The organism is Maribacter sp. ACAM166 (assembly GCF_005771495.1).
Classification (GTDB): domain Bacteria; phylum Bacteroidota; class Bacteroidia; order Flavobacteriales; family Flavobacteriaceae; genus Maribacter.
On the sequence record NZ_VAUW01000035.1, the window covers coordinates 1 to 13,703 of the forward strand.

At 33.9% G+C, this 13,703-nt stretch carries 13 protein-coding genes; 6 read left to right on the forward strand and 7 right to left on the reverse strand.

Annotation, left to right across the window (positions count from 1 at the left end; all coding sequences use genetic code 11):
- The first annotated feature begins 127 nt into the window (after positions 1-127).
- Complete coding sequence (locus ES765_RS17260) at positions 128-520, forward strand: hypothetical protein (protein WP_138115596.1); 393 nt, start codon at positions 128-130, stop codon at positions 518-520.
- Positions 521-522: 2 nt separating this feature from the next.
- On the opposite strand, the gene ES765_RS17265 is transcribed toward ES765_RS17260, so the two are convergent.
- The 3 genes from ES765_RS17265 to ES765_RS17275 all read right to left on the reverse strand — a co-directional run bounded on the left by ES765_RS17265 (position 523) and on the right by ES765_RS17275 (position 3,753).
- Entirely contained in the window at positions 523-930 is a 408-nt protein-coding gene (locus tag ES765_RS17265; protein ID WP_138115597.1) for a response regulator, read from the reverse strand.
- A gap of 208 nt (positions 931-1,138) precedes the next feature.
- Positions 1,139-1,543: a response regulator gene (locus tag ES765_RS17270; RefSeq protein ID WP_138115598.1), complete on the reverse strand. Its 405-nt coding sequence runs from the start codon at positions 1,541-1,543 to the stop codon at positions 1,139-1,141.
- A 14-nt stretch (positions 1,544-1,557) separates the two neighbouring features.
- Positions 1,558-3,753, reverse strand: a complete 2,196-nt coding sequence (locus ES765_RS17275; protein WP_138115599.1) for a PAS domain-containing sensor histidine kinase — start codon at positions 3,751-3,753, stop codon at positions 1,558-1,560.
- A 140-nt stretch (positions 3,754-3,893) separates the two neighbouring features.
- Here ES765_RS17275 and ES765_RS17280 point away from each other — a divergent pair, with 140 nt between their 5' ends.
- Positions 3,894-4,358, forward strand: coding sequence for an ankyrin repeat domain-containing protein (locus tag ES765_RS17280; RefSeq protein ID WP_138115600.1), 465 nt, complete (start codon positions 3,894-3,896; stop codon positions 4,356-4,358).
- A 6-nt stretch (positions 4,359-4,364) separates the two neighbouring features.
- On the forward strand, positions 4,365-5,150 hold the full coding sequence (locus tag ES765_RS17285; protein ID WP_138115601.1) for an amidohydrolase: 786 nt from the start codon (positions 4,365-4,367) through the stop codon (positions 5,148-5,150).
- Here ES765_RS17285 and ES765_RS17290 read toward each other — a convergent pair.
- Both ES765_RS17290 and ES765_RS17295 read right to left on the reverse strand, forming a co-directional pair.
- A complete protein-coding gene (locus ES765_RS17290; protein ID WP_138115602.1) occupies positions 5,134-6,750 on the reverse strand; it encodes an Ig-like domain-containing protein in 1,617 nt (538 codons plus the stop codon). The genes ES765_RS17285 and ES765_RS17290 overlap by 17 nt on opposite strands.
- Positions 6,751-6,795: 45 nt before the next feature.
- Positions 6,796-7,503 (reverse strand): ComF family protein, encoded by a 708-nt coding sequence (locus tag ES765_RS17295; protein ID WP_171017348.1) that lies wholly within the window; start codon positions 7,501-7,503, stop codon positions 6,796-6,798.
- A 41-nt stretch (positions 7,504-7,544) separates the two neighbouring features.
- On the opposite strand from ES765_RS17295, the gene ES765_RS17300 reads away from it, so the two are divergent.
- Positions 7,545-8,444 (forward strand): hypothetical protein, encoded by a 900-nt coding sequence (locus ES765_RS17300; RefSeq protein ID WP_138115603.1) that lies wholly within the window; start codon positions 7,545-7,547, stop codon positions 8,442-8,444.
- 19 nt (positions 8,445-8,463) lie between these two features.
- On the forward strand, positions 8,464-10,008 hold the full coding sequence (locus ES765_RS17305; RefSeq protein ID WP_138115604.1) for a glycine--tRNA ligase: 1,545 nt from the start codon (positions 8,464-8,466) through the stop codon (positions 10,006-10,008).
- A gap of 1 nt (position 10,009) precedes the next feature.
- Here ES765_RS17305 and ES765_RS17310 read toward each other — a convergent pair whose 3' ends face one another.
- Both ES765_RS17310 and ES765_RS17315 read right to left on the reverse strand, forming a co-directional pair.
- Positions 10,010-12,097 carry a TonB-dependent receptor gene (locus ES765_RS17310; protein WP_138115605.1) on the reverse strand — a complete coding sequence of 696 codons (2,088 nt, stop codon included), beginning with the start codon at positions 12,095-12,097 and terminating at the stop codon, positions 10,010-10,012.
- A gap of 26 nt (positions 12,098-12,123) precedes the next feature.
- Positions 12,124-12,645, reverse strand: coding sequence for a hypothetical protein (locus ES765_RS17315; RefSeq protein WP_138115606.1), 522 nt, complete (start codon positions 12,643-12,645; stop codon positions 12,124-12,126).
- A gap of 128 nt (positions 12,646-12,773) precedes the next feature.
- Between ES765_RS17315 and ES765_RS17320 the strand changes: the two genes are divergently transcribed.
- Entirely contained in the window at positions 12,774-13,538 is a 765-nt protein-coding gene (locus ES765_RS17320; RefSeq protein WP_138115607.1) for an exodeoxyribonuclease III, read from the forward strand.
- The last annotated feature ends 165 nt before the right edge of the window (positions 13,539-13,703 follow it).

Sequence of the window (13,703 nt, forward strand, 5' to 3'; positions counted from 1 at the left end):
GTAACTTTAGAGTAGATTACCATAGATAGATTTTTAGATTAATGAATTGAATTTCAACACTTTAATTTACTGAAAATCTATCTTTTTTGTTGCATAATAATCAAATATTATTAATCGAACTCAGGTTGTGAGTTCAACCATAGATCTATCGAATTATAGTATTGAGGGGAATGGACTTTTAGTGATTTCACCTAACTCTACAGTGTTTGAGAATGTTTATGGGGTAGTACCAGATATTTCAGTTGGTACAAACTCACCGGCAGATTCAAACGGCGATGATAACATCGCATTGGTAGACCCCTTTGAAACTATAACCGATATATTCGGTATAATAGGAGAGGATGGTAGTGGAACGAATCATGAGTTTGAAGATGGTAGGGCAATTAGGGCTATAGAGGTTGTAAATGGAAATTCTATATTTACGGCAAGTGAATGGTTTATATATAATGATACAGGTGATGCAGGCACTGTATATCAACCTCAAAATGCACCATCAGACTATACGCCAGGTGAAAGGTAATTTTAAGTTGATTTTTGAGAAGAAATTATTCTATTAATGGCACTTTCTGTTAAAGGTTTGACGATGTAATCTTTAACTAATTTATAGTCTTTCGCTTTTTCAATTAGGTCTGGGCTTATAAATGAACTGACAATATAAATCTGAATATGTTTAATTTTTTCTTCTGGAAATTCTTCAAATTCTTTTAAGAATGACCACCCGTCTCTTTTGGGCATATTTAGGTCTAGAAAAATTATTGTAGGTAGTGCTACATTTTCTACCAGTAGCCCTACTAAGCCATCAAGAGCTTCTTGCCCGCCTGTGTAGTATAAAATGTTGTCACTAAAGTCAACTTGTTTTAAAATTATTTTACTGCTTATAGAAAAAAATTCATCATCGTCAATGATACAACAACTAGAAAATACACCCATTTGAAAATAATTTTTTATTAGCCCTGCCTTTGTTTCAGATTTTATCAAATAAAGGATAAACACTATGACAAGATAACAAAATACTTACATTTTTGAGCTTGATTTAAAACGACTTACTATGTATTTATTCAAAACTATATTTCGATTGTGTGATTACATTAGGATGTTTGCAAGAAATTAAAGTTTTGTCAAAACTAAAAAGTACGGGTTATACCTTAGTTTCTCTTAAGATCTTTGCAAGGTCGCCTGGTGTTATAGGTTTTAATATATAGTCATCTACTTGCTTATAATTTTTGACTCGTTCTAAATCTCTTGGATCAACCGATGAGCTAATGATATATATAATTGTCTTTTTCGATTTATCATGTCGGCAATTTTTATATTCATCTAAAAATTCCCAACCGTTCATGATGGGCATGTTCAAATCTAAAAATATCACATCAGGTAAAAGTCCTTGCTCTTTAATGATTTCTTTAAGTCCGTCAACTGCCTCTTGACCATTATTATAAACAATAACCTTTTTTGCAAAATCAACTTCCTTTATAATTCTTTTCGTGCCATATATGAAAATGGGGTCGTCATCTATAATGCAGCAAACTTTTACGTTCTTCATAAGTTGTATTGGTTTTAGCTTTGTTTTAGTTCTATAAATATGGTAGTGCCTTGGTTTACAATACTTTCTATTCTGATATTTCCGCTCATAGCTTCAATTTGGTTTTTTGTAATGAAAAGGCCAATTCCTTTAGCGTCTTTATGCTGATGAAAAGTTTTATACATGCCAAATATTTTATCACCATGGCGTTTTAAGTCAATACCCTGTCCATTATCGGAAAATGTAATAAGTATGTTTTCCTTCTTTACTTTTGATTTTATTTCAATAACTGGGGTTCTGTCTTTAGCACTATATTTTAAAGCATTCGTAAGAATATTTAAAAATATACTTTCCAAATACGCCGGAACCGCACTTACAAAATGAGATTTTGGTACATCAATTTTTAAAATAGCATTTTGTTCATCTAGCAAGCCTTCAATACTTTTTTGTATTTGACGAAGGGTGTTCAATACACTTATTCTTTTTAGGTTTTCTAAAGTACCTGTTTTCACCTGTACTACATCATTTAAATGTGCAATAGTTTCTGCTAAACTTTCGGCAGCATTGGTAATCATACCGTTAATGTTTTTACGCTCATTTTCATCCTCTTCAACCGTTAAAAATTTGCTTAACATGGTCATATTGGTCGAATGCGAACGCAGGTTATGTGAAACAATGTGTGCAAAATTCATAAGGCTTTCATTTTGGCTTTTAGTGACTTCTAGTAATGAATTTAATTTTTTTTCAGTTTCAATTCTAGCCGTAATATCCACAGCCTGAGCTATAAAATGTGAAATACCCCCATTAATCGCTCTAACTACCGTAACCGTCAATATAACATGAACTAATTGACCTTTTTTATGAAAAAACCGCTTCTCTAATTGATAGCTTTCTCTTTTACCTTCAACTACCTCATTTAAAAGTTCTAAATCCGTATAAAGATCGTTTGGATGGGTTAATTCTTGAAACGTTAATTTTAAAATTTCTTTTTCAGTATATCCTAGACTTTTACACAAACTATTATTTGCTTTTATCCAAGCGCCATTTAAAGCTACTAATGCCATACCGATTGTAGCGTTGTCAAAAGTTTCTGTAAATGAATCCCTACTTCTTTCCAATCTAAGTTCAGTGCTTCGCAATTCAGTAATATCCCAATTCGCACCTGTCATTTTAACGGCTTCGCCATTTAAATTTTCAATGGTTTTAGATAAACCTTTAATATGCCTAATACTACCATCTTGTAATTTAATTCTAAACTCTTCATCAAAGTCTTTCACTCCATTAATGGCATCATTCGTAGCTATTAATGCTCTCTCTTTATCGTCGGGATGTAATGTTGATTCCCAAGCTTCAAAAATTCCAGAAATTTCATTTTTATTAATTCCAAATATTTTATACATCTCATCATCCCAAACTAGGTTGTTCTTTTTTAAATCGTATTCCCATATTCCTATTTGGGTGGTTTGTGTCGCAATTTTTAGTCTTTGAGATATTTCTTTATGTGCTAATTCTAACTTTTTTCGTTGATCGATATCTTGAAAAGTCCCAATAATACGAATTACATTATCATTCATCGTTTCTATCTCACCTTTGGCCCGTACCCAAATTTCGTTGCCTTTGGCAGTTTGGATAATTAATTCGGTATCGAATGGTTTGCCCTCTTCAATTGCTGAGCCAACCAATCTTGTTATTTTTTCTCGATGAATCCCCTCTTTATAAAAATTCAAGCCCTGTGATAAATCGGGAATAAAGTCTTCATCAACCTCATGTATATCTTTTGTAGTTTGAGTCCAGTAAAGTGTATTTTTTTGGAGGTCAACTTCCCAACCACCTACTCTTGAAACAGATTCCATTTTATGAAGTAATTCGATTTCCTTTTTGTCAACGGTGATATCTTCTAAGAAAATCATCAAACCACTTAAAGTGTTTTCATCATTTTTCCATGGTGAAATTTTCCATTTTAGCCATTGAACTTTTCCGCTTGGTAATATAAATTTCTGTCCATCATTGCTATTTTCTTTGCCATCTAAACCAGATTGAATCGCTTTATCGAAAAGAATGGGTCTTTCGGAAATGATATTAAAAAGCTGCTCACCTATTAAATTTATTTTGCTTGAGGTGAAATTTATTTGCCACTGGGTTGAATAGTTAATAAAGTTTAACTTAGTATCCACTAATGCGATTGCAGAGGGTGTTTCTTTTAAAAGAAAGTCTATACTTAATGTCTTCAATGGTAATCTTTTTTATTTTAAAGGTACATATTTCCTGTAAAGTAGGAAAAACAGATAGTAAGTAAGAAAATACATAATAATGAAACATATGTAATTTTCAATATTCCACAACGTATTTAATAAGATTAATAATTTGGATTATGAACGAATTCTTTTTTAAAGCAATTAGAGAAGGTAATTTCAACGAGGTAAGGGCTATGTCTGAAAAAAATCCTGTGCTTATAAATAGTAAAGATTTGCGCGGGTCAACACCTTTAATACTTGCGACCTATTATGATGAAATGGAAATAGCAATACTATTACTTGATAATGGTGCGAAAATTGATGCGGTTGATGCCTCTGGAAATACAGCTTTAATGGGGGTTTGTTTTAAAGGATTTACAGATATAGCCAAGCTGTTAATAGAAAAAGAGGCGCAATTAAATGGAAGAAATGCGATGGGGGCAACTTGTCTTATTTATTCTGCTCAATTTAATCGACTTGAAATAGCTAAATTGTTAATTGCCAATGGCGCAGATAAAACTATTAAAGATAATAGAGGTAGTTCAGCCTTAGATCATGCAAAGATTCAAGGGTTAAGTGCTTTTATAGATTTGTTAGAATAGTACACTATGATAAAGGATAATATTCGCCTTAAAATAGCATTGATTCAGTCTTCATTGCATTGGGAAAATCCCATTGCGAATAGGGCGATGTTTAGTTCGAAATTAGAGCAGATTGCTGCGGATATTGATGTAATTGTTCTGCCTGAAATGTTCACTACGGGGTTCACGATGTCGCCAGAACAAATTAGTGAAGAAGAAGGTTTACTTACGTTAGAATGGATGAAAGAAATCGCTAGTAATAAAGATTGCGCGATTTTTGGAAGCACCGTTTATAAAGAACAAGACTTTTTTTATAACCGTCTGTTTTTTGTCAAACCCGATGGGGAATATTTCACCTACGACAAGAGACATACTTTTACACTGGCGGGAGAGCATAAAAATTATAAATCTGGTTCTGAAAGATTAGTTGTTGAATATAAGGGATTTAAATTTTGCCCTTTAATATGTTACGATCTTCGATTTCCAGTTTGGAGCAGAAATACAGAGAACATAGATCTTTTGCTTTTTGTTGCAAACTGGCCAGCCCCAAGAATAAATGCTTGGGATACGCTATTGAAGGCACGAGCTATTGAAAACATGGTGTATTGTATTGGAGTGAATCGAATTGGTGTTGATAAGCAAGGACATCACTACCCAGGTCACTCAAGCGTATATGATTCACTTGGAAAATTACTTGTGCATTCAAAACAAGAAGAGATCTTAATAGTTGAGGTTACAAAAAATAGTATTGACGAAACACGCACTAAACTTCCGTTTTTAGAAGATAGGGATCAGTTTAATCTATTAAATTAAAAGTTTCTATTTTTTCCCAATTAGCTCTTAGCTCTATTAGTGTAGGGTAATAACTTACCCGTTCTGGCTGTACTTTCTTCAATAAATTTCCTGTATCCCATTTGTGATTACCATTCATATCAAAGATTACCCTAGCCATATATTTACCGGGATTTAAATTATTAAATGCAAAAGTCTGGGATTCAGTGGCGTAAATTTCCCTTTGTACATCACCCTTTTCGTTGGTCAGTTGCAGGAGTATCGGGTAGGTGATGTTAGTACCGTTAAGGTTGAGTGTGAGATTACCGTAATCAGTTTTGTCTTTTGTTCTTAAATTGTACGTAATTGTATCATTGGTGTTCTCGAAAAAATCGGTTATTGCACCTGGTAGAAGATTAAGCGCATAATTTTGACTTGGGGTAACATCGAAATCAAAATTCAACAGGTTTTTAATAGAGTCTAACACTATTGTGTGAGCTACGAATAACGAGTCTTTATCTCTTAATTGTATTTTAGTGCTATCAAAACGCATTAATGGGGTATTTATGAATAGATTGATAGGCTTGCCAAATTCAATAGTACCTTTCTGGTTCATAGATAGTTGTAAGGAATCGAAGCCTACTTTCCTGCTTTTTACATTAAAAGTGTCAGAAGTTTTTAAATTTTCATTAGTGATGGCAAAAAGAATAGAGTCCATTTTAAAAGGAGTGAACCAGAAATTTAAGGTATCCTTTTCTCTTTCTTTTACAACTACCGATTTTACGGTATCAGGCAATACGGTAATCGTCTCAATGGTCACAGATGAACCATCGCCATAATACCCAAAACTTATTTTATTATTAGCCACCATACTAGGTACAGCAACACCATAATCGGGTATTTCCTTAAAAAGGTTTAATAAATAAATAGAATCTGTAGGTAGATATATAGTGTCTTCAACAAACCCAATTTTATCTGTTTTTTGATCAAATATATTATTGCTCGCAACATCTTTAAGACCAAATAATGCGTACATGCCTTCTTTTAAATTTTTAAGCTTAAATATTACGGCACTATCAAGTGTATTCGTGATATAATTTGGAGGTCTTTTGTAAAGTGTTGAATCGGTATAACTACTATCAATTTTATACAACATCACACTTATAAATTCATCCGCTTTTTTATTAAAGGCGTCAGTAACAACCCCTGCCAATTCCAGGGAGTCTATATAATCACCTGTAGAAAATACATAGGTGAAAAAGGGTATAGCATTTTCTTCATTATTATCAACGATACCTCGTCCAAAATTCAGAGTATAAGTTGTGTTGGGGTCTAAGGTATCCTTAATTGTAATTTCCACAAATTTATTGGCATTGCCTAGTGGGGAAAGTATGGGAGCGTATTTTAAGGGAGGGGATATAATAAGCTGTTTTTGAATGTCTTTTAATTTAACCAGTTCATTAAAATACAGCCTTATCTTTTTTTCTTTAAAATTGGTTGTCATGTTAGCAGGTTCTGCCTTTAACAACTTTGGAGGGGTAACATCTTTTGGCCCACCAGTAGGGGTGCCTCTTTGGGCACATTGATATGAAACCAATAGAATGATAAAGACAAATATAAATCCAAGAAATTTTCTACTCATAAGTGCGATTATCAACCACAAAGAAACAACATATTTTATAGAAAACTATGCCTTTGGTACAACAGCCATACTAGTAATATATATGTTGACGCCTTGAATATTTTTAAAGGTATTGGCGCAAATCTCCATCGTTGCTCCTGTGGTAATAACATCATCAACCAACAATATATTTTTGTTCTCAAGTAACTTACTATTTTTTATTTCATATAATGACCGGTTATCATGCCATCTGCTTAATCTATTCTTTTTGGTTTGGGTTTTTGTATTTGCTGTTTTTATAAGCATATCATCTGCATAATCGGCATTGATGTGAAAAGCAATCTGCTTGGCGAAAAGAGCTACTTGGTTATAACCACGATGCCTTAGCTTTTTTCGATGTAAGGGAACTGGAATAACATAATCAATTAGTGCTAAGTGGCTATCGTTCTTTAAAATCTGTCCATGCCAATCACCCAAAAACTGTCCGATTTCCTCTTGGTTCTTGTATTTTAAATAGTGAATTATGTTTTTCACAATTCCAAAATCGGTGAAGAACATGAAGGAATTAGCCTTTTTAATGTTAATTCGACCATAAAAAATACGGTCAACTGCATTTTCATCGTTAAAGTTGTACTCGGTGAGTGGTAATTGATGTCGGCATGATGTACAAAGCATAACCTCTCCTCTATATAATCGTGCATTACATCCAAAACATGATATGGGTAGGAGTATGTTAATTACATCCTTTAGTATATTTGAAATTATGTTTTGCATCAAATTTTACAGATTAAATTAACCTACAGCCCGTTTTTTAAATGGATAGTCAAGATAACAAATTCAATTATAAAATACTCCTTGCCGCATTTGTGGCTGTAATCATGGCGCTATTAATTGCCTTTTATTACAGTTATGAACAGTCAGGAGCACAAATAGACTTTTTGGAACAAGAAAAGTCCATCTTAATAAAAGATCTTACCATCATGAAAGCAGATGTAGACCGTTTGTCTGCCAAGAATGAAATGAACGAAATTGAATTACAAGGTTCTAAATTTAAAGTGCAAGAGCTTTTAGATTCTGTTGGTAGATTACATTTTACAGTGCAGAAATTAAGAGAATTCAAAACTGAACTACGTAGATTAGAATCTAAGAATGATAGCTTAATTTTAAAGAACAATTTTTTACGTTATAATAATATGCTCCTTACTGATAAATATGATGAATCGGCTAAGCAGATTGAGCAATTAAGAGCTAATAGTAATTCTTTAGCAGAGGCAGAGGCTTTACAAAGAAGAAAAATACTTGAATTAAACCAAAAGTTAAAAACGAAGAGCTACTTAAAGATGGCCAATGCCGAAGGAAGTGGGTTTAGACTTATTCGAAATACAAAACCGACTAAGACCAACAAGGCTTCGACTATCGAGAAATTAAGAGGATGTGTTACTATTTTGGCTGATCAAAGTGAAGCAAATACCGATAAGGTTATTTATCTACAATTTTTAGATCCCAATAAGCAAATAATAGAGGATAATGCCAGGACTATTACGGTAAACGGAAACGTTTATAGTAAAAGGATTGAATTTGTTTTTACTGGAATGGATACCTATGTCTGTGAAGCCATTAGCATACCAGAAGGTTCTTTGTTAGGAGGCAACTACACATTAAACGTTTTTGAAGATGAACGTTTGATTACTTCTTCAGAATTTCAATTGAAATAATTATTCATATTTTTGCCGCATGGCAAAGCAAGAAGATGATTTTAAGCGTGTAATTTCTCACGCAAAGGAATACGGTTACGTATTTCAATCCAGTGAAATATATGATGGGTTAAGTGCTGTGTATGACTACGGTCAGAATGGTACTGAACTAAAAAAGAATATTCGCGAATATTGGTGGAAAGCCATGGTACAGCTCAATGATAATATTGTTGGGTTGGATGCTGCCATCCTTATGCATCCCACTACGTGGGAAGCTTCTGGGCATATTAATGCATTCAATGATCCATTAATAGACAATAAGGATTCTAAAAAAAGATATAGGGCAGATGTTTTGGTAGAAGATTACGTTGCCAAAATAGATTCGAAGATTGAAAAAGAGGTGAACAAGGCTGAAAAACGTTTTGGCGATTCTTTTAACAAGGAAAAATTCTTGGAAACGAATCAAAGGGTAGTAGACTATCAACTACAGGGAAAAACTATCTTGACTAGATTAGGTAAATCATTGCAGAATGAAGATTTGGCAGATGTTAAAGCCCTTATTGAGGAATTGGATATAGCATGCCCAATGTCTGGTTCTAAAAACTGGACAGAAGTAAAGCAATTCAACCTTATGTTTGGCACAAAGTTAGGTGCAAATGCAGAGAGCGCAATGGACCTTTTTCTTAGGCCCGAAACCGCACAAGGAATTTTTGTTAACTTTTTAAATGTTCAGAAATCTGGTCGTATGAAAATTCCTTTTGGAATTGCACAGACCGGTAAAGCGTTTAGAAATGAAATTGTAGCAAGACAATTCATTTTTAGAATGCGTGAGTTTGAGCAGATGGAAATGCAATTTTTTATTCAGCCAGGCACTCAAAAAGAATGGTACGAAGTTTGGAAAGAAAAAAGGATGAAATGGCACCTGTCTCTAGGTTTGGGACAGGAGAATTACCGTTTTCATGACCATGAGAAATTGGCGCATTACGCAGATGCTGCAGCAGATATAGAGTTTCGTTTTCCTTTTGGCTTCAAAGAATTGGAGGGAATACATTCCCGTACCGATTTTGATTTAAGTAGTCATGAGAAATTTTCTGGGAAGAAATTGCAATATTTCGACCATGAAGTTAACAAAAACTACGTTCCTTATGTTTTAGAAACGTCTATTGGTTTGGATAGAATGTTCTTGGCCGTATTCTCTAACTCCCTAAAAGAGGAAGAATTGGATAATAATACCACCAGAATAGTTCTTAAGTTGCCTGCCGTGTTAGCGCCAATTAAAGCAGCTATTCTACCATTGGTGAAGAAAGATGGTTTACCAGAGATTGCGCAAAGTATCGTAGATGACCTTAAGTGGGATTTTAATGTCACTTATGACGAAAAAGATGCCGTAGGTAGGCGTTATAGAAGACAGGATGCCAATGGTACGCCATTTTGTATTACAGTTGATCACCAAACGTTGGAAGATCAAACGGTAACTATTAGGCATAGAGATTCTATGGAGCAGGAACGAGTAGCTATTTCAGCATTAAATGGAATCATTCATGAAGCTGTAGATATGAAGACCTGGTTAAAAAAAATGGAATAGATTAAAGCGTATAGCTTAATTTTATACTACCAAAATAGTTTGTATTGTTCCCAGGGTAGAAGTACCTTGGGGCATTACCACCAAAACTACTTGCATTGATTAAAACGGATTGTGCGTATGTAGTATCCGTTAGGTTATTAATACCAAAATCCAGACCAAGTAGTAATTTTTCGAAGACCTGTTTATTGTATCCTAGTTTAATGTTCAGTAAGTTGAAAGATTCACTGTAGAGCGTGTTTGCATCAGTTAATGGAATTTCGTCTATAAATTGATGCGTGATATTTGCATACAGTCCGTTTCCGAAATTAGTTTGAAGTCCGGTATTTAATTTATGTTTGGGAACACCTGTTAAAGGATTTCCAGAATAATCTTCATTTGCTTCTTCATCAATAAAGTCTATAAATGAATGATTATTATATGTGTAGCTGATATAGGGTGTAAGTACTATTTTTTGTGATGCGTTAAACTTATAGCTCCAATCTAAATCCATCCCTTGATGTCTTGTCTTCCCTGCATTTCTTCCAATATATTGATCATCTCCAATCCTTTTCGCAACTAAAAGGTTATTTATGGGCATCAAATAAATTGCGATATCCAATTTCAAACGATTGTCCTCGCTCTTATGTTGAATACCAAGTTCATAATTTGTTCCTGTTTCTTGAATTATATCTGGATTAATTATTCCTTCTGGCGTTAATGTTTCCTCTAGGCTAGGATTTGAAAAACCGCGACTAATATTAGCATAGAGCTGACTATTGTTTGTAATGGAATAGTTTACATCTAAACTAGGTAAGAATAGTGTTTTAAAATCTCTATCTGCACTAGTATTTGTAGCTTCAGAATTATATAAATCCCTAAAATCATATTGCGTTTTATTGATGTTCATGCCCAATTGCGCTGTAAGTCTTTTAGTAAATGGATACGCTACGGTAGCAAAACTGTTTATTTGGCTTCTAAATTCTTTGTTTTGAGATAATTTGTCCCCTTGTAAACTTCCATTACCATCATTTTCCTTATAAAGGTTGTCAAAAGTTCCCCATGAATATTCGTCTTTATACAGTTCACCACCTACTGTGTAAGAAAGCGTATTGTCTGAAACAGTAAGATTGCCTGAGAATAAAGATCTAAGCCCAAACCCGTTGGTGTATTCATCTAAAATATTGAACGGACGAGGTTCATAATGGTCTAAATAGGTATAAAATAAACTAGTCGTATTTTTCAAATTAGTAGAGGCTTTATACATGTGCGATAGACCTACTAGACTATAGTTGTTGTCCTCATAACCCTTAGAAGCTTTCCATGTAAATGCAGCTTGTGTTGGGTCTTCATTAAAGTCTGCTTGGTTTATAGAACTTGCTATTTGAGCCGAATAGTCAATATGATTTACTAATAGACCTAATTCACTTTTTTCGGATAGTTTGAAAATGGAATTTAGGAGAAATCCATCACGCTCAAATCTATTATTTTCTCGGTACCCATCAATTTCCATATGTCCATATTGCAATGTCATATAAAAATCATCTTGGGTATGGGTAAATCCGAAGTTGTTTTTTAACAGGCCATAGGAGCCTATAGTTGTATTGTTTGTGAATTTGGTTGGTTGGTTACTAAGCTGTTTTGTGTTTAAAATAATTGCCCCGCCCAAATTTGTTCCAAAACCTGTACCCTTCGGCCCTTTGATGATCTCTACAGAGGTAAGGTTTTCTAGGTCATATGCTTCAATTGTGGAAAACCCTGTACCATTAGTTACCGGAATATTATTGTAGTAGAGCCTTAATTTGTCAGTTCCAAAAGGTGTTCTTGAACCCACACCTCTAATGGTAATTCTATTTGTATTTAATGCACCTGATAACGCATAGACCCCTGAAACCTGATTAATAGAGCCGATAAAATCTACCGGACTATAATTATCAAAAACGGTTGCTCCGATTATTTGCGAGGGTACTATTCCAATCGCATTTTTGGCAGTGAGCGTATCTATTACAATAACCTCATTAAGAACAGTAATACTATCTTTTACTGTTTTGGTTTGAGCGCATAAGCCTAGTGTGAAAACTAAAAAAAGAAAGGATAGGGTTGATTTTTTCATAGGGAATTAAAGTCCAAAAATACATATTATAAACGAAATCCTATGGATAGTCCGGCCTTGAACATAAAGTCATTTTGAAAATCTTCAGGATTAATATTTCGGCCTATACCTCCATTTATTTCAAGGATAAATCGCTGACTTCTAGTGGTCCATTTTGAACCGGCACCTAAACCAATGGCAGTTGTTGAGTAATCATAATTTCTACTACCCAAGCTTTTCGAAACTTCATCATCTTCTCCAGTATAGTATAAACCAAAGACTTCGGCAAAAAAACCACTACGAGGCGCATAGCCAAAATAAGCTCGTAGATTCGGGCCAATTCCAAAATTCCCATTATAGTCTGTTCCATCCCCATTAAAATATATAGTTCCGCCGATGCTAGTATCATCGTTTAAATAGTATTCATATGCCCCTTCAACCGCAGAAGTAACCAAAAACTGACCAATATTAAATTTTATTTCATGATTATTTAAGCTATTGGGATAGGCTTGTGCAAATGAATACGTTGAAAACGATATTAGTAGAACCGAAAAAACAATCTTGTTCATGAGAATAATTTTAGTAATCATAATTGCTATATAAATTTTGTTCCAAAGTTGTGAAATTAGGATTTTAATAGATTGTACACGCCTATAATCTATTACTCTTTTCTATTTTTGGTTCAAAATGATAAAAAATGAAAATCATATCGTATAATGTAAATGGAATCAGAGCCGCGCTAAAAAAAGGTTTTTTAGACTGGTTAGCTACGGTTTCACCCGACGTAGTTTGTCTGCAAGAAATAAAAGCAAATGAAGATCAATTAGACCTTTCTTTATTTGAAGAAGCTGGGTACACCTATAATTACTGGTACAGTGCTCAAAAGAAAGGGTATAGTGGTGTTGCGATACTTTCTAAATCTAAACCCGATGCCGTTGTATTTGGTACAGGTATTGAGCATATGGATTTTGAGGGTAGAAATATTAGGGCAGATTTCGGGGATCTTTCTATTATGAGTTTATACCTTCCATCTGGCACAAATATACAGCGCCTGGATCATAAGCTAATGTATATGGCAGATTTTCAAGAGTATATTAAAGAGTTACAAAAGACTAATCCAAACCTTATTATATTGGGAGATTATAATATTTGTCATGAAGCTATAGATATTCATAATCCTGTTGGATTAAAAAACACATCAGGATTTTTACCTGTTGAACGCGAATGGATAGGAGATTTTATCGGTAGTGGTTTTATAGACAGTTTTAGAGAGTTTAATTCTGAACCTGATAATTATACGTGGTGGAGTTATAGGGCAAATGCAAGAAATAACAATAAGGGATGGCGTTTAGATTATGCGATGGTAGCAGATCCTTTAAAAGACCGATTAAAGCGTTCAGTAATCTTGGCCGAAGCAAAGCATAGTGATCATTGTCCTATATTGATTGAGATAGATAGTTAGTTAATATGACCAATTTTGTTTCTAAGATGGTATTGTCTTTAATTATTGTTCTCACAATAATGCTGGGTCTTTATGGTTTTAAAGGTCCTACTATAGAAAACCTTGCTTTATCTGAATTTCGTGCTAATGAGTATGATAAGGGACAAGAGCTGGCAGCCATTTATT